This is a genomic window from Lapillicoccus sp., from assembly GCF_039935575.1.
Lineage (GTDB): Bacteria > Actinomycetota > Actinomycetes > Actinomycetales > Dermatophilaceae > Lapillicoccus.
Window position 1 is genome coordinate 1 of sequence record NZ_JBDTKA010000013.1, and the last position, 22,315, is coordinate 22,315.

16 protein-coding genes, 1 tRNA gene and 1 pseudogene are annotated in these 22,315 nt (G+C 69.1%); 6 read left to right on the forward strand and 12 right to left on the reverse strand.

The features are described from left to right. Positions 1 to 1,180 precede the first annotated feature (1,180 nt). The gene (locus ABI385_RS01710) at positions 1,181 to 2,491 is read left to right on the forward strand and encodes a hypothetical protein (RefSeq protein ID WP_348102003.1); all 1,311 of its coding nucleotides are present in this window, start codon (positions 1,181 to 1,183) and stop codon (positions 2,489 to 2,491) included. 342 nt (positions 2,492 to 2,833) lie between these two features. Here ABI385_RS01710 and ABI385_RS01715 read toward each other — a convergent pair whose 3' ends face one another. Next, a complete protein-coding gene (locus ABI385_RS01715) occupies positions 2,834 to 4,306 on the reverse strand; it encodes an NlpC/P60 family protein (protein WP_348102004.1) in 1,473 nt (490 codons plus the stop codon). A 533-nt stretch (positions 4,307 to 4,839) separates the two neighbouring features. Continuing rightward, entirely contained in the window at positions 4,840 to 5,019 is a 180-nt protein-coding gene (locus ABI385_RS01720; RefSeq protein WP_348102005.1) for a hypothetical protein, read from the reverse strand. A gap of 229 nt (positions 5,020 to 5,248) precedes the next feature. Here ABI385_RS01720 and ABI385_RS01725 point away from each other — a divergent pair, with 229 nt between their 5' ends. Together ABI385_RS01725 and gndA are read left to right on the forward strand one after the other, a co-directional pair. After that, positions 5,249 to 5,872, forward strand: coding sequence for a Pr6Pr family membrane protein (locus ABI385_RS01725; protein WP_348102006.1), 624 nt, complete (start codon positions 5,249 to 5,251; stop codon positions 5,870 to 5,872). Continuing rightward, entirely contained in the window at positions 5,869 to 7,329 is a 1,461-nt protein-coding gene (gene gndA, locus ABI385_RS01730; protein ID WP_348102007.1) for an NADP-dependent phosphogluconate dehydrogenase, read from the forward strand. Before ABI385_RS01725 ends, gndA begins: the two co-directional genes overlap by 4 nt. Before the next feature lie 32 nt (positions 7,330 to 7,361). Here the strand turns inward: gndA and ABI385_RS01735 are convergent, their stop codons facing one another. From ABI385_RS01735 to tmk, 6 genes are all read right to left on the reverse strand, one after another. Further along, positions 7,362 to 9,137, reverse strand: a complete 1,776-nt coding sequence (locus tag ABI385_RS01735; protein ID WP_348102008.1) for a DUF222 domain-containing protein — start codon at positions 9,135 to 9,137, stop codon at positions 7,362 to 7,364. Positions 9,138 to 9,602: 465 nt separating this feature from the next. After that, positions 9,603 to 9,679 (reverse strand) — tRNA-Thr (locus tag ABI385_RS01740). An 86-nt stretch (positions 9,680 to 9,765) separates the two neighbouring features. Continuing rightward, positions 9,766 to 11,391, reverse strand: a complete 1,626-nt coding sequence (locus ABI385_RS01745; protein WP_348102009.1) for an alpha/beta hydrolase — start codon at positions 11,389 to 11,391, stop codon at positions 9,766 to 9,768. A gap of 259 nt (positions 11,392 to 11,650) precedes the next feature. Beyond that, positions 11,651 to 12,790, reverse strand: coding sequence for a ScyD/ScyE family protein (locus ABI385_RS01750; protein ID WP_348102010.1), 1,140 nt, complete (start codon positions 12,788 to 12,790; stop codon positions 11,651 to 11,653). A gap of 188 nt (positions 12,791 to 12,978) precedes the next feature. Continuing rightward, entirely contained in the window at positions 12,979 to 14,139 is a 1,161-nt protein-coding gene (locus tag ABI385_RS01755) for a DNA polymerase III subunit delta' (protein ID WP_348102011.1), read from the reverse strand. Continuing rightward, entirely contained in the window at positions 14,136 to 14,816 is a 681-nt protein-coding gene (gene tmk / locus ABI385_RS01760; RefSeq protein ID WP_348102012.1) for a dTMP kinase, read from the reverse strand. The genes ABI385_RS01755 and tmk overlap by 4 nt, the downstream gene beginning before the upstream one ends. Positions 14,817 to 14,904: 88 nt before the next feature. Here tmk and ABI385_RS01765 point away from each other — a divergent pair, with 88 nt between their 5' ends. Together ABI385_RS01765 and ABI385_RS01770 are read left to right on the forward strand one after the other, a co-directional pair. Beyond that, entirely contained in the window at positions 14,905 to 15,264 is a 360-nt protein-coding gene (locus ABI385_RS01765) for a hypothetical protein (protein ID WP_348102013.1), read from the forward strand. A gap of 13 nt (positions 15,265 to 15,277) precedes the next feature. Then, entirely contained in the window at positions 15,278 to 15,808 is a 531-nt protein-coding gene (locus tag ABI385_RS01770; RefSeq protein ID WP_348102014.1) for a DUF1697 domain-containing protein, read from the forward strand. 53 nt (positions 15,809 to 15,861) lie between these two features. Here the strand turns inward: ABI385_RS01770 and ABI385_RS01775 are convergent, their stop codons facing one another. From ABI385_RS01775 to topA, 4 genes are all read right to left on the reverse strand, one after another. Beyond that, on the reverse strand, positions 15,862 to 16,644 hold the full coding sequence (locus ABI385_RS01775; protein ID WP_348102015.1) for a MerR family transcriptional regulator: 783 nt from the start codon (positions 16,642 to 16,644) through the stop codon (positions 15,862 to 15,864). A gap of 22 nt (positions 16,645 to 16,666) precedes the next feature. After that, on the reverse strand, positions 16,667 to 17,764 hold the full coding sequence (locus ABI385_RS01780; protein WP_348102016.1) for an LLM class flavin-dependent oxidoreductase: 1,098 nt from the start codon (positions 17,762 to 17,764) through the stop codon (positions 16,667 to 16,669). A 119-nt stretch (positions 17,765 to 17,883) separates the two neighbouring features. Next, a complete protein-coding gene (locus ABI385_RS01785; protein WP_348102017.1) occupies positions 17,884 to 19,173 on the reverse strand; it encodes a serine hydrolase domain-containing protein in 1,290 nt (429 codons plus the stop codon). Positions 19,174 to 19,176: 3 nt separating this feature from the next. Continuing rightward, positions 19,177 to 21,999, reverse strand: a complete 2,823-nt coding sequence (gene topA / locus ABI385_RS01790) for a type I DNA topoisomerase (protein ID WP_348102018.1) — start codon at positions 21,997 to 21,999, stop codon at positions 19,177 to 19,179. A gap of 158 nt (positions 22,000 to 22,157) precedes the next feature. On the opposite strand from topA, the pseudogene ABI385_RS01795 reads away from it, so the two are divergent. Then, a pseudogene (locus ABI385_RS01795) lies at positions 22,158 to 22,315 on the forward strand (dioxygenase); the annotation flags it as partial.

Below are 22,315 nucleotides of genomic sequence, written 5' to 3' on the forward strand. Positions count from 1 at the left end.
TTGGCCTCAACCAGGTCACAACCGTCACCCAGCCGACCGCAGCCGAGTCGATTCCCGTGCCCGACCCCCGGCGCAGGAGGCGGACGCCTCACCCAGACTCCCCGACTCGTCGACCTTCCCATCCGCGCCGGGCACCCGCTGACCGGCCGCGGCGGTCTGCCCCAACGGCAGCACGACGAGCTCGTGCGTACGCCAGCCCAGGTTCTCCGCGACAGTCAGAACGTCTCACTGCGGCGTCCAGCTCGACCCGCTGAACCGGGATAGGTGTCGCCGCTGCGGTGGGGCTCGGCGCTGGGCGGGGACGGCGAGGCACTGAGGCGAGCCGAGGACGTCGGCGCTCCGCTTCGAGCCCATGACCTGACCGCGGACCAGGTCTTCCACCGGCACAGCACCCGGGCCGTGCGGCCAACCCGGTAGACCCAACCCAGTTCGGATCCCCTTGGCGAACACGAAAGGGCCGCAACAGCCGGGGCGATCCTGACACGATCGGCGTCGTGGTGACGACACAACACGATGCCTGGGTTTCGCGACTCACCGAAGCCATGACGAGACAGGACGGCCGGGACCCGCTCGACCTCAACGGCACCCACCACCTCGCGAGGCTTATGCACAGGGTCCCTGGGGGCCAAAGACGGTCATCCCTGCAACCGCCATTCGGACCGCTGTCCTAGTCCGCTCCATTGGCCTCGACGCGCGCGGGCTCACTGTGCGCGGCGCCTGGATTGATGGACCCCTCGACCTAGAGGGTGCCACAATCCCGACCCCTGTCATCTTCCGCAACTGCGTCTCGCAGCTGGGACAGGTTCCGCCTGGTCCTATCCGCCGGCAGGGCCGCGCGCAGTCCGGGCACCATTGCTCGGCGAGGTATCGGGTTTCGCATTCGGTGCTTCGTAGACGGTGCCCTGCAGGCGGGACCGGCCCGGCGGCAGTGCGACCTCGGGCGACGCGGGAGCCGGCTAGGACATCGAGACCGAGGTAGCGTCGGCCCTCGATCCAGTCGTCGTGTTGCCCGGCCATCGGCTGCTCAGAAGGCACGTTGAGACCGCGTCCCGGCGCACAGCGGCTGTCAGTAAACCCCCAGTAGATGCTCGGGTGATGCCCAGGTCATCGGCGGAAACGGTCCTACTGTGGATGCAAGGACGTCGTTTGGACGCGGTTTGACCGGATTTGGGAGCCGAAAATGAAGATCACCCGGGCACGCACGGCGACAACCGTCTTCTGCACGCTGGCGGCTGCCGTCCTGCTTGCTCAACCGGCGTCCGCCAAAGACGGCCAGGGCCCGACACCCACGGATGGCACCGCGGCCGCGCAACAGCTTCAGCTGGAGCCGTTACGGGCCGTCGCGGACGCTCTCGGCGACCAGGGCCGGACCGCCTTCGCCGATACTTACGCCAACCTGGCCCTCAACAGCGACACCAACACGGTGACGCTTTACGTCACCTCACTGCCCCGCGGAGTCCACCTAGTGGCTGCCGCCAAAGCGGCCAACCCCTCCATCGACACCGGCGTGGTCAGGGTGGTCAAGGCGAAGTTCACTAAACAGCATGTGGACGCCACCATCGCTCGGATCATGGGATCGAAGTCGCTGGAGTCCGGCTACTCGATCATCAGCGCCGCAGCCGCCCCGGACGGTTCCGGTGTCCAGGTTGTGTCCAGCGACCCACGAGCTGATGGCGGCAACACGCCCTCTGCGACAACGGCCGACGCGCAGGCGTGGCGCGCGGCAGCGCAGACCGCCCTCGGCGGCGACGTGGACCTGACCATCGCGGCCGGGTCGCCGATCACACCGACCCAGTGGCGATGGAACGACACTGTTCCCTTCATCGGTGGCGACGTGGCGCTGGGGACGGGCGTGCGCTCGGGCTACCGCGACCAATGCACGACCGGTCTCGCCGCCGAGAACTCCGCTGGCTCCGACTACATCACCGTCGCCGCGCACTGCTTCCCCAATGGCAGCAACGTTTACGGCGAAGGCGACGCTACCGGAAACTTCGGCTACAACTACGGCCACTACATCGGACGGGTCGTCTCCGTGAACACCCACTGGGACGCCGCACTTGTGTACACCGGCCGCTCCGGCGGCGCTGGCTCCAACTCCGACGAAGCCGACCAGCCGACCGGCAGGTGGTATCGAGTCAACTCCTACGCCTACTCCTATAACGGTGACTTGGTCTGCCAGGACGGCGCCCGCTCCTACTACACCGGACATGGCGTGCCTTGTGGCATCAAAGTCATCAACCAAGACATCACCTACAACGAAAGCTGGGACAACGGCGCCGTGTACAGCGTCCGCGGAGTCGAGGGGTACGCATCCAGTGGGTACGCGGTCCGGGCCGGCGACTCCGGCGCCCTGGTATTCACCGTCACCGGCTCCTCAACCCGCCAAGCCCGCGGCCAAGTGTCAGCCCAAACCGACAGTGCCCACATGTTCTGGACCGAAGCCCCCGACGTCTTCGGCGCCTTCTCCGTCCACCTCAACCCCCACCAGTAGAAAATCCTCCGCGGATGTCTTGGTCAATTTGGCCTGGCGTCGCTCGTTGAGAACTGGCCCGCACCTCCGCAGACCGCCCGGTCGAAGCCACGATTGGGGATCGGTCCGCCCGCCTGCCATCTGCCGAGAGGCCTCTAACCATGAACACCAGTTACACCGTTGATCGTGCGAGGGTGCTCATGATTGATCCTCCGGAATCGCGTCGACCCGGTCCGCGATGAGCGCGAGCAGCTCGGGAACCGCCGACAGATACCAGTAGGTGGAGCTCGGCGCGAAGTGGCCCAGATAGGTGGACAGCAGCGGCAGCCGCTGCTCGACGTCGAGGCCCTAGGAGTTGCTATGTCAGGGACGGCCGCCGTAGGGCACGAGGTCGGACATCGAGTAGATCGACGCGATTTTGACGACGGTGCTCGGGTTCGGCGCGTGGATCATCATGCCGCCGCCGATGTAGAGCCCGACGTGGTGGCTGTTCGCCCCTGAGGTTCCGTAGAACACCAGGTCTCCGGGCTGCAGGTCGGCAATGGCGACACGGTGGGTCTCGGCCCACTGCGCACCCGTGTAGTGCGACAGGTTCACTCCGGCCTGCTTCCAGGCCATCATCGTCAGACCCGAGCAGTCCCAGACGTTGGGGCCGGCTCCTCCCCAGACGTAGGGCTCGCCGAGCTGGGCTCTGGCGAAGGCAATGACCGCGGCCACTCCACCGGCGACCGGAGGCGGAGGGTTGGTCACCACCGGGGGCCTCACGGTCGACGTCGGAGGCCGGTACGCCGGCGGTGGGGTACTGGCCTTCGTCTGCGCGGCCTTGGTGGCTGCGTCGGCGGCCTGCTGCACGGCCGCCCTCGCGGCGGCCTGCTGCACGGCCGCGTCCGCGGCGGCCTGCTGCGCGGCCGCGTCGTTAGCGGCCTGCTGCGCGGCCGCCGCTCTGACGGCGGCGACCGCCTGCTCGCGCGCGGTGCGGGCGGCCTGCTCGGCGAGTGCGGCGGCTGCAGCACGGGCGGCCGCCTCGACGGCAGCCTTCTGTGCGGCCGCCTGGGCAGCGGCCTCGGCGGCCAGCCGGTTCGCCTCCTCGCGGCGGCGCTCCTCCTCGGCGGCGAGACCGGCCTGACGCTGCTGCTCCAGCTGCACCGAAGTGTTCTGCATGGTCGCCAGCTGGACCGTCACCTGCTGTTGCTGCGCCTCGAGCTGGGCGGTCTGGGTCTCGGCCACCTGGGCGGCCTGCTCGGCCTTCTCCATGGCTGCCTTGGCGGCCGTTGCCGCCGCGGCCCGGCGAGCCTCCGCCTCTGCCGACTGCTGACGTAGGTTCTGTGCGAGCAGCTTGGCCGACTCGGCCTCGGACACCATCCGGGCCTGCTCACCCCCAACGGCATCGACCCCGGCGGCCCTATCCAGAACCGCCTGCGGGCCCCCGCCGCCGAAGAAGACGTCCAGCTGGCTCGTGTCACCGCCGCTCTGGTAGACCTCCGCCGCATACCGGGACAAAGCCAGAGTCGCCGTGTCCGAGGCGGCCTGTGAACTGTCGGCCTTCGTCTGAGCGTCGGCGCTCGCCTTCGTGGCGTCGTCGAGGGCGAGCTGCGCGCCGTTGGCCGCCTCGCCGGCGTCCCCGGCCGCCTGCTGCAGACGCGCCACCGTGTCGCGCGAGGAGGACAGGCGGGCGTCGAGGTCGGCGACCGACCCGGCAGCCGACACGGCCGCAGCCTTGGCACCGGCGACCTGGTCGGCCGATGGGTAGACCGGGTTGGGCTGGGGGTCCGCGTGCGCCGTCCCGAGGGGGAACGCAAGCGTCGCGAGAAGCGCTGCGCCCGAGAGGGCGGTCACCGTGCGACGCGCAGAACGACGTGGGGCACGTCGCAGGCGGGAGTGCTCGGGCACGGTTGTCCTCTCGGGGGACGGCGTGTCGCCTTGACATCGGTGGTGGACGAAGGTGGCAAGCCGGACTAACAGGGCTTGCCAGACACTAGGACTCATTCGTCACACAGGGAACACCGCTCACTTCAATCCCATTGGAAATAGGGCCGATCCATGAATTACAACCGTGCGATATAGGTAATGACAAGCCTGTTTTTCTGCACGTCACGGGCGCTATTCGTTCACCTGTCCAGCGAAGATCACGAACTGGTAACAAAAGTCGCTTGGATCGCCCCCTCCACCCCCGGTTAGGCCGCGCCAACACACGTATCAGCCCGGCTCCCGGGCGCCTTGTCCACCGATCGGTCGCGGGTCATCGTCGAACCCGGTTGCGGCATGGTCGGAGACGCAGGCGCCGTCGTGACGAGCGTGAGAGGCGTGGCGTGGCGTGCCGGTGCTGCTGCCGCTCGATCTGGGCCCACGCCGCCGCCGATTCTCAACGGTCAGGCCGTGGTGACCTGCTCCTTCGAGAGGAGGGACACCTGGGGGACACCGAGGATGGAGTCGAGCTCCTCCCGTTGCATCCGCCCGGGACAGCCGGACGCCGCCACGACGAGCGACGCGACGAGCTCGATCTCGTCACGCAGCGCCTCGTCCGTGAGATCGGCGTCATCGCGATGCATGTCTCCCAGAGTAGGAACACCCGCGGCTGATGGGGAGGGTTGAGCCGGACTCCTGACCCGCTCTTGACCGAAGATGGTTCGAACGAGCCATGCTTAGGCGTCGGCGGAGGGTCCGGTGAGCCCACGTTGACCCGTCTCGGTCGCGGCTGGACCTAGCATGAGTCCGGTCCCGGCCGTGTGCGAGAGCCAGGTCAGCCGGGTGGGTCCTGCTGCGGAGGAGAGTGTGTAGATGACCACCACGGTGGCGAGGGTCTTGCGCGTGGCGGTCGCGGTCCTGATCGTGGCCGCGGTCGCCGCCACCTGGGCGGAGGCGGCGTCGCGGGTCACCGTGAACCCCTTCAACCTGTTGGGCTATTTCACGATCCAGTCCAACCTGGTCCTAGCGGCGGCGTACCTGCTCTCGGTCCTGCTGGCGGGCCGGCTCTCCCCGGAGACGAACACCTTGCTGCGGGCCGCAGCCACCACATACATCGTCATTGTCGGTCTCGTGTATGCCACCTTGCTCGCGCCCCTCGGAGCGGCCGGGGGCGTGCCGGTCGCGTGGGCCAACGCGGCCCTGCACATCGTCACCCCGATCTATGGCCTGCTCGACTGGATCCTGTTCCGCGACCGCGTGCGACTGCCGTACTCCCGCCTCTGGGTCGTCCTGGTCTACCCCGTCGTCTGGCTGGTGGTCGTGCTGATCCGAGGCGCCACCGACGGTTGGGTCCCCTATCCCTTCCTCGACCCGAAGACGGGCTACGGCCCAGTGGGGTTTTATGTCGTCGCCATCACCGTCGTCTTCGTCCTCTTCGGGTTGCTGGTCTTCTGGGTCAGCCGGTTCCGTGGTCGTCGTCCAGAGGTCGTCCTGTGAGCGCTGACCCCACCGCCCACATCGGGGTGACCGGGCTCGCCGTGATGGGCCGCAACCTGGCGCGGAACCTGGCGCGGCGCGGACACGTCGTCGCGGTGCACAACCGGACTACCAGCAAGACGACCGCTCTCGTCGACGAGTTCAGCGACGAGGGGACGTTCGTGCCGTCAGAGTCGCTGGAGGACTTCGTCGCATCGCTGCAGAAGCCGCGTCGGATCATCGTCATGGTCAAGGCCGGCCCGGGCACCGACGCGGTGCTCGACGACCTCGTACCACTCCTCGAGGACGGCGACATCGTCATGGACGGCGGCAACGCGCACTTCGCGGACACCCGCCGACGCGAGGCAGCGCTGCGTGAGCAGGGCCTGCACTTCGTGGGCACCGGCATCTCCGGGGGCGAGGTCGGCGCGCTCGAAGGGCCGTCGATCATGCCGGGCGGTTCGCGCGAGGCGTACGCGACACTCGGACCGATCCTGGAGTCCATCGCCGCCCGCGTCGACGGTGACCCGTGCTGTGCCTGGCTGGGCCCGGACGGCGCCGGTCACTTTGTCAAGATGGTCCACAACGGCATCGAGTACGCCGACATGCAGTTCATCTCCGAGGCCTACGACCTGCTCTCAGCGGCGGGGCTGACGGCCGGTGAGTGCGCCGACGTCTTCCGCGACTGGAACGAGGGCGACCTCGAGTCGTTCCTCGTCGAGATCACCGCCCAGGTCCTCGGCCACACCGACGCGGAGACGAGACGGCCGCTGGTCGAGCTGATCCGGGACGAGGCGGAGCAGAAAGGCACCGGACGCTGGACCGTACAGATCGCGTTGGAGCTCGGAGTGACGGTGTCGACGATCGCCGCAGCCGTGTTCGCACGTTCGACGTCCGGGGACACCGAGGTTCGCGCCGCCGCGCGCGAGGCGCTGACCGGGCCGACGCGCAGTGTGCCGCGAGGGTCGGAGCTCGTGGACGACGTCCGGGCGGCGCTGTGGTGCTCCCGGGTGGTCGGCTACGCCCAAGGGCTGCAGCAGATCAAGGCCGCGAGCGCCGAGTACGACTGGGACGTCGACGTCGCGACCGTCGCCCGGATCTGGCGCGGCGGGTGCATCATCCGCGCCGGGCTGCTCGCCCAGATCGCCGACGAGTATGCAACGCAACACCTTTCGACACTGTTGGTTGCCCCGAGCATCGCGTCCGGTCTTGGGCAGCGACAGGACGGGTGGCGACGCACCATCGCGGCCGCTGTCATGGCTGGTGTACCGGTGCCCGGGTTCTCGTCGGCGCTAGCGCACTACGACACCGTTCGAGCCGAACGGCTGCCTGCGGCGCTGGTCCAAGGGCTGCGCGACAACTTCGGTGCGCACACCTACGAGCGGGTTGACCGCGACGGCACGTTCCACACCCAGTGGGCGGGCGATGGGACGGAGAACGTCGTGACTGACCACCTGTCACGCGGTTCCGGCGTCTAATCCTGGGCCTCTCGACCGTCCATGCGGCAGGGTCAGGCGGCGGCGAGGAGTCGTTCGAGGTAGGTCTCGAGCGGGCTGGTTTCGGGGCTGGCGTAGTGGAGGCGAGCCCTGGGGTGACCGGGGATGACGGGTGGGGCGGTGGATCGATACCGGTGGCCGGTGGGCGTGGTCAGCTCGACGGTATGGCGGCCACTGGGTTCGAGGTCGTCTGGCTCGAGGTCGTGGTTGAGTTCCAGCTCGTCGCCGGGGTCGAGCTCGTGACCCGCGTCGCCGCCGGTTGCCGCGCCGTCGTGGGGGTTCCAGGTCTGGATGGTTCGGGCCTGCCAGCCGGGCAGCTGTTTGGTGTGGTTGCAGGCGATGCAGAGTCCTTGGGCGTTGGCGGCGGTCGTGGGTCCGCCGGCGGCGTGGTCGGTGACGTGGTCGAGGTGTCGGATGGGGGCGTCGCACCAGGGGGTGCGGCAGGTGACGTCTCGTCCGATCAGGTACCGGCGCAGCCCACCGTTGAAGGTGCGGCGGGTGGAATCCATGGCGACCAGGGTCCCGTCGACCGGGTGGGTGTACAGCCGCCGCAGCCACACCCGCGCCGCCCCAGCGACCGGATCTCCGGCATCTCCGGCATCTCCGGCGTGGCCGGCCTCTCCAGTGACGTTGCCCCTGACGTCGCTGGTGACGTTGTTGGTGAGCAGGTTGCGGGCCCAGCCGGCGGGCACGGTCCCGTACCCGGGGACCTGGGCGGGGATGTCTGATCCTGGGCCGGTCCCCGCGAGCAGGGTCCGGTCGGTGATGACGAGCTGGACCTCGACCGGGACGGCGGCGGCGGATGCCTGTCCGGTGACCCGGCAGACCAGGGTGTCCGCCATCAGCTGACCCTTCGACCGGCCGTCACCGTCACCGTCACCGTCACCGGTGGCTCGGGCGGTGGCGGCGGCCACGGTCAGCGCGGCGTACACGGCGACTCCTTGAGCCACCGGTAGTAACGCTGTCAGGTAGGTCATGGTGTCCGGCGCCGGCCGGATCGTGACCCGCCGCTGGGTGACGGCTCGAACCGAGCGGGCCAGCACGGACGCGGCGTCCACCCGGTAGGCGACCGCCTTCACCTGCCGGACCAGCTCCCTATCCCCCAACCGAGCCAGGCCCCCGTCGGCGGGGTGCGTCCCATCCACCCCCAACGTCGCTGCCAGCTCGTCGTCGACCAGCCGCCGGTCCCCCGGGCACAACACGGCGGTCTCGGCGACGACCAGGCCGGCCCGCCACTCCGAAACCGCCCCGACCTCCAGGGCGGCCAGCATCGCCGGCATGTCCCGCACCAATACCACCGCCTCCCGCACGTGCCGTGCCCCCCGGGACGGGGACACCGCACGCGCCAACCCCACCTGGGCGGCTACCCCCAACCCCGACCCTGCACCCGGCCGAAGTGCGCGACCCACACGTCGACCTGACCCGCTCGAGTAGGTGTCACCGTCGCCACCGGCGCCGGGGCCAAGGCCGACGTCGCCGTGCATGTCGACGGTGGCCAGTCGGGCCTGGTCCCGCGCCGTCCGCCACCCCTGGAAGTCGCCCGCGTCCGAACACTGCACGGCCCGGGTAGTCCACTGCGCCGCGACCTGTTCTTGGGAGTCCACGAACGCCGCCGTCACCCGTACCTGCGCCCCCGCCGCTGCGGCCTTGACCCGCTCCAACACCGACAGCACGTCGACCCGCACCGTGTCGGTCACTCCTGCGGAACCCGCGGCGGAACCGAGGTCGGCCAGCATCGGCAGCAGACCCTCCAGGTCCGCCACCGTCACCCGCCCACGCCATTCGAACATGTGTACTACTTTACTCAACCGGTCGACCCGCCCGCAAGAGTTGTCCACAACGAGTTCGACTGCCAGACATTGACTTCCGTGACATCGGCCCCCTGGAAGCGCACCGAGCTCCGCCGAGAGTGGTCTCGATCCGGTCGCCGCACGGCGGTCCCAAGGTCAGTTAGGGAGGACCGCCGGTGAACCTAAAGAAGGGCAGGAACCGGCTGCACTTCGACCTCACACCGCCAGTCGACGGTGCCCAGTAGGGCGAAGTTGAGTGGCTCCTCACCCTCGGCGCGACCCTCCTCGACTTCGACCACGCGGGCGTCAGTGCGCCTGAAATTCGCCGATGCGGCGTCGGCTCAGTCACGATGGGCCACCTCGACGGGAACGAGTTCTCCGCCCCGACCCCGCGCTAGCCGGACACAGTTGAAAAGGGCTCAGGCAAGGCCCCGATTTCCTCTGGGCCTTGCCTGAGATGTTCCGTGGAGCCGCCTATCGGAATCGAACCGATGACCTATTCATTACGAGTGAATCGCTCTGGCCGACTGAGCTAAGGCGGCGTGCACCCGTCGGGCGCGGGGCACCACTATACGGACTGGCCGGGCGTTCTCCGAACCGCGCCCCAGCGCTCAGGCCCGCGGGCAGCTCAGCACTTGAGGCCGTCCTGCGGGACGGTCCCGTTGACGTAGTAGTCGTCGATGGGGGTGTTCACGCAGGAGTTCGATCTCATGTATGCCGTGTGCCCGTCACCGTCGAAGGTGATCAGGGTCGCGTTCGACAGCTGGTTACGCAGCCGCACGGACCATTCGTAGGGCGTGGCGGGGTCGCGCGTCGTCCCGACGACGACGATCGGTCCTGAACCCGGCGCGGTGACCTTGTGGATGGGCGTCGCCGGCTTGACCGGCCACACCCCGCAGGCCACCGATCCCCAGGCGAGGAACCGGCCCCATGTCGGCGCCTCCTTCACGGCAGCGTTGGCGTTGGCCTCCACCTGGGCGATGTCCGCGGTGTCCGCCTTGTCCGAGCAGTTGACCGCGTAGATCACCTCCATGATGTTGCTCTGGTACTGGCCACCCGGCGTACGTCGGGCGTAGTCGTCCGCGAGCCGCATCAGCGCGTTGCCGTCCCCACCCTTGGCGTCCCGCAGCGCGTCATTGAGCTGCTTCCACAGGGCCTGCTCGTACATGGCATCGGCGATGCCGATGGACCCCCACGCCTCGTTCAGCTGCGTCACCGTCTGGTCGTCGGTCACCGGCAGGGGCTGTGCGTCGAGTCCCTTGAGGAAGTCCTGGATCCACGTCATGCCCTCGTCGACGCTCTGCCCGACCGGGCAGTCCGGGCTCTTGATGCAGTCAGCGACATAGGAACGGGTGGCCAGCTCGAACCCCTTGGCCTGACCGAGGCTGATCTCCTTGGACGTCAGGTCCGGAGCCACGACGCCGTCCAACACGAACCGGCCGACCAGCGTGGGGAACAGGTCGGCATACGTCGCGCCGAGAAAGGTTCCGTAGCTCTTGCCGAGGTAGTTCAGCTTCGTCTCGCCGAGCGCTGCACGAAGGATGTCCATGTCCTTAGCCGCGTCGACCGTCGAGACGTGCGCGATGAGCGCGGGGTTCTTGGCGGCGCAGCCGTCGGCCAACTTCTTGGCTTCGCTGATCGAGTCCTGTTCCTCCGCAGGCGTGTCCGGGGTCGGATCGGTACCGAGGAATGCGTCCAGGTCCTTGTCGCTCAAGCAGTCGATCGGCGCGGACCGGCCGACGCCGCGAGGGTCGAACCCGACGATGTCGAAGCGCTTGCGCACCTCGGCGCCGACGATCTGGTTGGCGTAGCGGGCATAGTCGACTCCCGACCCGCCCGGGCCGCCGGGGTTGACCACGAGCGAGCCGATCCGCTCACCGCTGTCCCGAGCTACGACCCGCAGGAGCGCCAGCTCGATCGAGTTACCCGAGGGTTTGGAGTAGTCCACCGGGACCTTGAGCTTGGCGCACTCGCCACCAGTGCACGAGGACCAGGTGAGCTGTTGCGAGTAGTACGCGTCGAGCCCGGTCGTCCCGGACGGCGGGGTCTGCGGCGTCACGGGTGTCGAGCGGCTCGCGGACGGTTTCGACCCGGAGTCGTTGCTCGGGAGGAACGGCAGGACCAGACAGGAGGAGAGACTCAGGCTGGCGACGACGCCCACGACCGCCGCCAGCAGCCCCCGGCCCGCGCGGCCAGCGCGCCCGGCGCTCCCGCCGCCGAGGGGTCCAGGACCGGGCGAACCGGTTCGGGTCATGTCCAGGGCTCCTCGGGGTGCTCAGGTGAGGCGGGCGCAAGGCCGACGGTATGCAGCGTCGCCACCGCAGCACGGTAACCCGTCGACCCGGGGGTGACCCAACGGAGACCGAACAGCAACCCTCCGGTGACCCATCCGAACCCAGATGCACGCCCGACACACGCACGACACACCACGACAGGTCCGCGGCGGGTGCCGCGGACCTGTCGTGGTGACTCCTGCGTGACCTGTCACCGGGATCAACCTCCCGGCATACGGGTCAGCGCTTGTACTTGACGATGCTTCCCGGGGCCAGGACCTGCCCGGTCGAGTTGTCGATCGCCGCCAGCGTGGCGACGTAGACGCCGTCACCCTGCACCTCGACCGCGAGCGGCGCGTCGATGGTGGCGAACGTGGTCACCTTGCCCGACTGCGTGATCTTGTCGACCTTGCCACCGAACAGCTCGGTGACGAAGGCGGTGCCGTAGTCCGACGGCGCCACGTTGGTGGCGCCGAGGAACCCGGTCGCGACCAGCTTGGCCCCACCGGTGTACGGGCCCACCGCGTAGACGCTACCGCGCGCACCGAGGCTGGGGTCTTCCGGACCCCCTGGCAGCGTGGAGACCCACAGCTTGCCGTCGGGGCCCTGCTCGACGTCCGTGGGCACCGCCTCGAACCCGAAGACCTTGCCTACGAGGCAGGAGGCCGAGGGCGGGGCGCCCAGGGCGCCAAGGAGCCCCGGGGTGATGGCGGTCTTCTGGGCCGGCAGCACGGCGATGGTGGAGACAGTGCCGTCGGCGGTCACCTTGACGATGTCGTTGCCTCCGGCGTCCGCGACGGCCCACGCCCCGTGGCCCAGGCTGGCGACGGCATACGGGTGGGAGTCAACGACCCCGGTGTAAGAAGCCGGGCTCCCGCTCGCCATGGCCAGCCAGTCACGACCCGCCTGGCAGTCGGTTCCCGGGGCGAGGCCGTAGGCCGTGGAGCCGTCCGGGTTCGCACTCGCCTCGTAAGCCGCGAGGTCGACGATCTTGTCGGCCTTGCCCGGCTTCTTGATGACGAGCTGAGCGGCCGTGTGGATGTTCGTGACCGGGTCGGCGACGCTCGTGGTGTAAGCCCACGAGCCGTCATCGGCGACGTCCAGACCCGCCACGTCCCCGCCGGGAAGGCCATGGGCCAATGGCGTGAGGTGGTTGCCGTCGACCCGTGAGACCGTGCCGGTGAAGCCGTCAGCGACGTAGACCTTGCCCTTGCTCACCGCGATCTGAAACGGTGCGAGGACCTCGTTGGTGAGGGTGCGGTGCCACTTCGTTGTGGCGCCCGGGTGGCCCGAGGCGGCGGAAGCGGCCGGGGCGATAGCGAGGGTGGTCGCGCAGGCGGCGACCGCGACGCCGAGTATGCGGTGACGGGACGTGGTCATGTGCTCTCCATTCACGAGGACTTGGCCGGACACCCGTACCAGCCGAGGCCTACGGAGCCCCGACAATGCCGACCCAACTCCGGAGTGTGGCCCTCTCGTGTCGGTTCGCAACAGGGATTTTACGAAAGAGTCCGATGCGTCCCGATATGCCCGCCCGCCGCGGGCGAGCAACCCGACCAGACGGGGCGTCAGGCGTCCTCGAGCTCGAGGGCATGGGGCGCCAGCCACGAGATGGCCATCGCTTCGAGGGCGAGCAGCGGGGGGACGTTGAGGTTGATCCGCTCCCGCGCCTCCCCGACCGCGTCCATCGCACGCAGCAGCTGCTCGGGGCTGCGGGCAGCAGCGAGCGCGCGGACCAGGTCGATGCTGTCCTGGTTGACCAGCTCGACGTGGGCGCCGAGGCGCAATGCCAGGGCATCTCGATGGATTGACAAGAGGTCGACCAGCGACCGGTCGACGGTGTCCCTGGCGAAGCGGGTCCCCCGGGTCTTCTGCTCGCGCTCCAGAGCGGTGACCTGGGAGCGCACGTGCGGCGGTTGGGTGCGGGCGGCCGGGTCCGCACCGAGGGTCTCGAGCAGCCGGACCCGCTCGGCCGCATCCCGTTCCGTCGCAGATGCGGTCGACTCCTCGTCGGCGATCGAGGCCAGGTCGGCGGCTGCGGCGACGGCGTCGCCGATGGTGCGAACCCGCACAGGCATCGCGATCACGTCGCGCCGGCGGATCCGCGCACCCTCGTCGCGCGCCAGCCGGCGAGCCAGCCCGACGTGCGACTGTGCCGCACGCGCTGCGTACATCGCCATCCCCGGGTCGATGCCGTCGCGGCGGACCAGCAGCTGGGCGACCGCACCGACCGGCGGGGTACGCAGTCGCACGTGTCGGGACCGGGAACGGATGGTGATGATGACGTCCTCGAGAGACGGAGCGCAGAGCATCCATACCGTGCGTGGCGTCGGCTCCTCGAGCGCTTTGAGCAGCGCGTCGGCCGCCCGTTCTGTCAACCGGTCGGCGTCCTCGACGATGATCACCCGCCACCGACCCACCGACGGCCGCAACGCAGCCTCCTGCACCAGCGCACGTGTGTCCTCGACCTTGATGGACAACCCTTGGGTAGCAACGACTTTGACGTCGGCGTGGCTGCCGCCGACCGCGGTGCGGCACTCACGGCAGACCCCACAGCCGCCCTGCGGACACTCGAGCGCCGCGGCGAAGGCCCGCGCCGCGACGGAGCGTCCCGAGCCCGGAGGCCCCGTGAACAGCCACGCGTGGGTCATGGCGGTCGGCTCGCTCACCGCTCGGCTCAACGTGGCGACGGCGTCCGGCTGGCCGACGACGTCGTCCCACACACTCACAGCGGAACCCGTGTCGCGGTGGCCACACCGGGCGCCCAAGCAGACTCGATCGCGGCGACCACCCGGTGGTGAATCTCCTCCGGCGGGAGCTGGGCGTCCACGACCAGGTAGTGCGCCGGGTCCGCCGCCGCGAGAGCGAGAAAGTGCTCGCGCACGGCGGCGTGGAAGTCGTCCCCCTCCGCCTCCAGGCGGTCCTCGACAGCCCCCCGCCGTTCGCGGCCCGTCCCCGGCGAGACATCGAGCACGATCGTGAGGTCGGGCAGCAGACCGTCCACCGCCCACCGCTGCAGGGCGGTGATCTCCTCCCCACCGAGGTCTCGGCCCGCGCCCTGGTAGGCGATCGAGCTGTCGACGTAGCGGTCGGTGACGACGATCTCGCCACGAGCCAGCGCCGGGACGATGACCGTGTCGACGTGGTGCGCCTTGTCGGCGGCGTAGAGCAGTGCCTCCGCGCGAGGAGAGACGTGGTCCCCGTGGAGCACGAGGTCACGAACCTGTGCCCCCAGCGCCGTCCCGCCGGGCTGCCTGGTCACCAGCACAGCCCGACCGGCCCGTTCGAGGGCTGCCGCGAGCAGGCGTACCTGGGTGGACTTGCCTGCCCCGTCGCCGCCTTCGAAGGCGACGAACATCCCGGTATGCCTGCCGCTGGCGGCCACAGCGGGCATCGGGATGCTCATGACGCGACTCTAGGACAGTCCGGTGTCACACCGTCCGGTCCGCTAATCAGGTTGACCCTCACGCAGGGGGTGGCCCTACCGTCGAGGAATGGAGATCGGAACCGTGAGCCTGCCTGTCCGTCGCGAGGACGACGACGAGCTGATCGGCGTGCTCCTGCCCAGCGCGGAGACCGGTGGTCAGTGGGTTCCGGCGACCGTCTTCGGCGCGGCCCTGGGTCCGGGAACCGACCAGGACGCTGCCGAGGCACTCGTCAGGGAGATCGGCATGTCCTCGCTGGCGGAGCCCTGGTGGGTGCGAAGCGCGGGGCAGGAGTGGCGCCGAGCCTGGCTGCTCGAGGTCAAGAGTGACGCGATCCGGTTGCGGTGGGAGAACCCCATGCTCATGGTCGGCGGCCACGGTGAGTGGGTCAGGTTGGTGGACATGGCAATCCAACGCCAGCAGCCGTGAGAGAGTCGCACCCGTGGCGATCCAGGTCGGTTTTCTGCGCGCAGTGAACCTCGGCAAGCGACGTGTTCCGATGGCGCGCCTGGTCGAGGTCTGCACGGATCTCGGCCACGCCAGTCCGTGGACCTTCGTCAACAGCGGCAACGTCGTGTTCGAGGCACCCGGCCGCCGCGCCTCGCTGGAGAAGGGCCTGGAGAGCGCGTTGGAGGACGAGTTCGGCTTTGAGTGCACGACGTTCGTCCGTAGCGCTGCGCAGCTCCGCACGGCTCTGGCGCTGGCACCCTTCACCGTCGGCTCGGGTGACACGTACTTCGTGACGTTCCTCAAGGCGAAGCCGAGTGGCGCCGCCGCCCATGCACTCGAAGCCTTGTCAAACGAGTTCGAGACGCTTGTGGTCGACGGCTGCGAGGTCCACTGGCGCATGCACGGCAAGTCCACCGACTCCCAGCTCGTCAAGCGCGACTGGGAGCGGATTCTCGGGGTGAACACCAGCACCAGCCGCAACACGACCATGCTGACCAAGCTGCTCGCCAAGATCGACGCCTGACCGCACGACTCCACCCCACACCCCAGTCGAGCTCAGTCGGCTGTCAGTACGGCTCAGTGACTGGCCGCCGCGCGGTCGGCGTTGGCGTGGATCGCGTCCCGGGTGAACTGCGCCAGCCCCGGCTCGAGGTCCTCGTAGGTTGCCGTGAACCGCGGGTCGGAGACGTACATGTCGCCGAGGTTCCGGTGGAACTCCGGCGTCAGCTCGTAGAACCGGTCGTTGATGTGCAGACGGTGCAGCTCCGCAGCGTCCATAGCGCGCTCGCCGGTCGCGGGCTCGCCGGACCGTTTGGCCTCGACCAGCGCCGAGTTGACGGCGTCCATCTCGGCCTTGACCGCGACCCAGTCCGCCTTGTCGTAGGACGCGGTCCGCGCCGCGGACTGCCTGAACATGTCGCTGTCTCCCCACCGCTGCTCGGCCTCGGCGGCGTACTCGTCCGAGAACCCCTCGCCGAAAAGCTCGCGCTGCTCCTGCCTGGTGATCTTCAGTCCTGACATCTCTTTCTCCAATGCTGAGTCGATTGCCGCGACGAGATCTCGCATCTCGTCCAGCCTGGTCATGACCGCAGCCCGTTGGCGGCGCAGGTGCTCCGCGACGGTGTTGCCGTCCGCGCCGCCGTCCAGCAGGTCCCCGATCTCATCGAGCGGGAAGCCGAGCCGGCGGTAGACCACGACGTTCTGCAACCGCTCGAGGTCCGTGCTGGTGTAGAGCCGGTACCCCGCGTGGCTTCGCTCGCTGGGACGCAGCAGCCCGATCTCGTCGTAATGGTGCAGGGTTCGCACCGTCACGCCGAGCTCGTCGGCCACCTGTCCCACCGTCCACACGGCGTCTATCATCGGTCTATCGTCGTTGGTCTGGTCACGACGTCAAGGCTGGCGCCTGACGTTGCGTCAGGGTCAAGTGAGCAAGCTCGCTGAGCAGCTCGAGGCTGCGTTCACGAGCAGACGAACGCCGCGGGTCAGAACCGGCGAACGCTCCGGCGACCGGGTGCAGCATCACCTCGTCGACGGCAAACGTCGACGCCAGGTCCTCGACCCGCGCGTAGGCCGACTCGGGCGTCCCCACGACCCAGCGCTCCAGCATCGAGGTGGCGAGCGCCTCGTGCTCGGCGGGCAGGGTGACCTCTGCGGCGTCTTCGACGCTGAGCTGCGGGCGCAGCTCACCGCCGGTGCGCAGGGCGACCATCGCGAGCACCTGCGGCCGGACCAGCCGACGAGCCAGCTCCTCGGTCTCGGCCACGCACACGTTGAGGGTGAGGAAGGTCCGCGGCTCGCTCGCCGCGGCGCTCGGCCGGAACTGGCTGCGGTATGCGTGCAGTGCCTGCGCCGTGCCGTTGCCGGAGAAGTGGTGGGCGAAGACATAGGGAAGGCCCAGCTCGGCCGCGAGGTGAGCCGAGTAGTCCGACGAGCCCAACAGCCAGACGGGCGGGACCGACGTCGAGCGAGGGGTCGCGTGCAGGACGTACTCTCGGCCGCCGAGGTCGAGACCGACGCCGGCCGGGTCCATCATGGCGACGACGTTCTGGACGTACTCGGGGAAGTGGCCGACTGCGTCCGGCTCGACCCCTCCGGCGCCGTGCCGCAGCGCCCAGCTGGTGACCGGGTCGCTGCCCGGTGCGCGGCCGATCCCGAGGTCGATGCGGCCCGGGTAAGCGGCCTCGAGAAGAGCGAACTGCTCGGCCACGACGAGAGGCGCGTGGTTCGGGAGCATCACTCCGCCCGAGCCGACCCTGATCCGCTCCGTCGCGCCGGCCACCATGGCGATGAGAACCGCAGGGTTCGTGGCGGCGACGGCGGGCATGTTGTGATGCTCAGCGAGCCAGTAGCGCTGGTATCCCGCACGGTCCGCGGTCTGCGCGAGGCCGATCGACGCGGCGACCGCGTCTCCGGTGCTCTGGTCGGCGCGGACAGGCACCAGGTCGAGCACGGACAGGGTCAACGGTCGATCGGTCACCATCGAGTCAGTCACGCTGGTGGCAACGCCTGGTGCGGTCTCGGGGATTCCCGAACCTAGCGCCAGCCTGCCTCGTCGACGCCGCCGGGGATGTCTCGCTCGCGGTCGTAGGGCAGCCGGGTCTAGCGGAACGAGGCGAGGTCGAGGTGGCTCACGGCCCCGTCGACGTCGCGCACGACTCGAAGTAGTTCCCCGGCGTAGTAGCCGTCGAGGCCGACCCAGCCGCCCTCCGCCGGACGGAACCGGGCGTCCCGTCCCTCGCCCGGCACACCGAGCTCGAGCCCGCCGTCGCTGGTCGCCTTGACGAGGGTGACCGCCGGCCCCCAGCACCACAGCCCGGCGATCGCGAGTGCCTCGGGCGCGGGCCCCTGCGCGTGCCACGGGCGGGGCTCCACCGGCTCTCGCTCCCGCACGAGCGTCAGCAGCTCACGGGCGAAGGAGAGCGGCGCGCTCGTGGTGTTCGCGAAGATCACGACCCCGTCACCGGTCTCGACGTCGACCTGGAGACCCGCCAGGAATCCTGGCATCGAGCCCCCGTGACCGGCATAGCGTCTGCCTGCGTCGTTCCATACCTGAAAACCGAGCCCATGCGCCGCGGTCCACGCCTGACCGGGCAGGTCGCTGACGACCTGCGGTTCGAGCATCTCGGCGAGGGTATCGGCGCCGAGGATGTCACGAGTGTCACCGGCCAGGAAGGCCGCCCACTTCGCGAGGTCCTCGGCGGTTGACCACAGCTGCCCCGCCGGGGCCATCGCACCGGCGTCGTGTTCGGGCTCTGGCAGCAGCAGGTCGGCGAACGGATGCACGGCGAGGCCTTGGGCCGCATTGCCCGCGGGCCGTGTCGTGGTGCGCTGCATACCGAGTGGGTCGAGCAGGTCGCGCCTGACGACGTCGTCCCAGGGCACTCCGTAGGCCCCCGCGACCAGCTCACCGAGCGCGGCGTAGCCGACGTTGCTGTAGTGGTAGCGCCTGCCCGCCCGGTTGCGCTGCACCGGCGACGTCGACATCAGCGCGTCCCAGTCGGCACCGGGCGTGCGCTCCCACCACGGTCCGTCGGTCTCCGACTGCAGCCCTGACGTGTGCGAGAGCAGCTGCGCGATCGTTGCGCGGCCGAACGCACTTCCCGACACGTGCTCCTCGAAACGGTCGTCCAGGTCGAGCAGCCCCTCGTCCCGCAGGCGCATGACCACAACCGCGACGAAGGTCTTGGTGATCGAACCGATCCGGTACTGCGTGTCCGGGTCGGCGGGTGTGCCGTCAGCTCGGCCGTCGACGGTTCCGCGCGAGTCGGCCCAGACCAAGGACCCCTCCCGTATGACGGCCGCGGACACCGAGGGAAGGCGCGACTTGCGTTGCTCGACGGCGAGCCGGGTTGACAGGGCACGGGCGGTGGTCGGTTCCAGCTCGCCCACGGGTCAGGCCTTTCGCGCGGTCGTCCGCTTGGCCGTCGTCTTCGCGGCGGCGCCCTTGCGCGGTGTTGCAGCCTTTTTGGTCGCGGCCTTCTTGGTCGCCGCCTTCGTCGCACGCTTGCGGGTCGTCGGACCATTGGCGCGCTTGTCCGCCAGCAGCTCGTACCCGCGCGCCGGCGTGATCGACTCGGGGTCGTCGTCGCGGCGCAACGTCGCGTTGGTCTCGCCGTCGGTGACGTAGGCCCCGAACCGGCCGTCCTTGACCACCACGGGCTTGCCGCTCACCGGATCCACGCCGAGCTCTTTGAGGGGCGCGGCCGCTGCCCGGCCCCTTTGCTTGGGCTGGGCGTAGATCGCCAGGGCTTCGTCCAGGGTGATGTCGAACAGCTGCTGCTCCGTCGTGAGCGAGCGCGAGTCCGTGCCCTTCTTGAGATAAGGCCCGTAGCGGCCGTTCTGCGCCGTGATGTCGGCAGACGTGCCGTCCTCCTCGGTCACGGCGCCGACGATCCGCGGCAGGGACATCAGCTTCAGCGCGCTGTCCAGGTCGATGGTCGCGAGGTCCATGTCCGCGAAGAGGGACGCGGTGCGCGGCTTGACCTTGACCTTGCTGCGCTTCGGGGTGGTGTCGGCATCGTCCGGGAGGATCTCGCTGACGTAAGGCCCATAGCGGCCCGCTTTCGCCACGATCTCGTTGCCGGACAGTGGGTCTCGCCCGAGGACGCGACCATCGTCCGCAGCCGCGTCGAGGAGCTCCCGCGCCTTCGCCGGGGTCATCTCGTCGGGAGCGATGTCGTCGTTGATGGTCGCGCGCCGGGGCGTGTCGCTGGGCGCTGCGCCGTCGAGCAGCACCTCGCCGGTCGACGGGTCGACACCGGCGGGGACCACCTCCTCGACGTAGGGGCCGTAACGACCGACGCGCACGACCATGCCGTCACCGAGGGCGATCGTGGAGATCTCCCTCGCATCGATCTCGCCGAGATCGTCTACGAGGCTCTTCAGCCCCTCGGTCGACCCGGCTTCGTCACCGAAGTAGAACCGCCTCAGCCACGCCACGCGCTGCTCGTCGCCACCGGCGATGCGGTCGAGGTCCTCCTCCATCGAGGCGGTGAAGTCGTAGTCGACGAGCCGCGAGAAGTGCTCCTCGAGCAACCGCGTCACCGCAAAGGCGAGCCAGGTCGGCACCAGGGCCGAACCCCGGCTGCCCACATAACCGCGGTCCTGGATCGTGCCCATGATGGAGGCATACGTCGAAGGTCGTCCGATCCCCTTCTCCTCCATGGCTTTCACGAGGGTCGCCTCGGTATAGCGCGGCGGTGGCTGGGTCTCGTGTCCTTCGGCCTCGGTGCGCACGACGGCGAGCGGGACGCCCTCACCCAGCTTGGGCAGGCGGCGCTCCTCCTCGGCGATCTCCTTGCGCTTCTTGGTCGCCGCCTCGTCGCGACCTTCCTCGTATGCCGCCAGGAACCCGCGGAAAGTGATGACAGTGCCGCTCGCAGTGAACTCGGCGGTGCGCGCCACCTCCACGTCCTCGAGCGTTGCCGTCAGCTTGACCGTGGCGGTCGACCCGGTGGCGTCCGCCATCTGCGAGGCGACGGTGCGTTTCCAGATCAGCTCGTAGAGCGCGAACTCGTCGCCCCGGATCTCGCCGGCGACCTGCGCCGGAGTCCGGAACCGGTCTCCTGCAGGGCGAACCGCCTCGTGGGCCTCCTGCGCGTTCTTGACCTTGCCCGCATACCGGCGGGGTTCGCTGGGGACGTACTCGGCGCCGTACAGGTCGCGTGCTTGGGTGCGCGCTGCGCTGATCGCGCTCTCCGACAACGTGATCGAGTCGGTGCGCATGTAGGTGATGTAGCCGTTCTCGTAGAGCCGCTGCGCCACGCGCATCGCGTTCTTGGAGTTGAGCCGCAGCTTGCGAGACGCCTCCTGCTGGAGGGTCGAGGTCGTGAACGGCGCGGCCGGTCGTCGGGTATAAGGCTTCTCGGCGACACTGGTCACGGCGACAGGCGAGAGCGGGACGGCCGTGGCGATCGAGGTCGCCATCGTCTCATCGAGGTGCACGACCGACTTCGCCTTGAGCTCGCCGCGGTCGGTGAAGTCTCGCCCCGTGGCCACCCGGTCGCCGTCGACCGCGCTCAGCCGGGCGGTGAACGTGTCGGACTCGACCAGCTCGCCGTTGCTCGACCGGGTGGTGAAGTCGCCCTCGACGTCCCAGTAGGACGCTTTCCGGAACGCCATCCGCTCGCGCTCACGCTCGACGACCATCCGGGTCACGACGGACTGTACGCGCCCGGCTGAGAGCCCTTGGCGGACCTTGCGCCAGAGCACCGGTGACACTTCGTAGCCGTAGAGGCGGTCGAGGATGCGGCGGGTCTCCTGCGCATCGACGAGACGGGTGTCGAGCTCGCGGGTGTTGACGACCGCGCGTTGGATCGCCTCGCGGGTGATCTCGTTGAACACCATCCGCTTGACAGGGACCCGCGGCTTGAGTGTCTCCAGCAGGTGCCACGCGATGGCCTCGCCCTCGCGGTCCTCGTCGGTGGCGAGGTAGAGCTCGTCGGCGTCCTTGAGGGCCCGCTTGAGCTCGGCGACCTTCTTGCGCTTGTCAGCGTCGACGACGTAGTAGGGCGCGAAGTCGTTGTCGACGTCGATCGCGAACTTGCCGAACGGGCCCTTCTTCATGTCGGCCGGCAGCTCTGACGGGTTCGGCAGGTCGCGGATGTGCCCGACGGACGCCTCGACGTCGTACTCGCCCCCGAGGTAGCCGGCGATCGACTTGACCTTGTTGGGCGACTCGACGATGACGAGCTTGCGCCCCTTCCCTGCAGCCACGTTGGGACCTCGATTCCTGCGAGCCTCGTGCCGTGGATTCGTCACGGCCTGGACGAGGCTTGCGCTGCAGACGATAACCCCAGCCCCCTGTGCCCTCGCACCCTGTCGACATCCTGAGACTAGTTTAGTATTTAACTTGTTGCGCGTACGGTGTGGACATGACCTCACAGCCCGTGCTCTACCTCAGTCACGGAGCGCCGCCGCTGGCCGACGACACCCGGTGGACCGCCGAGCTCGCCGCGTGGTCCGCCGACCTCACCGCCACCACCTCCAGGCCGGCCACCGTGCTGATGGTCTCGGCCCACTGGGAGAACGC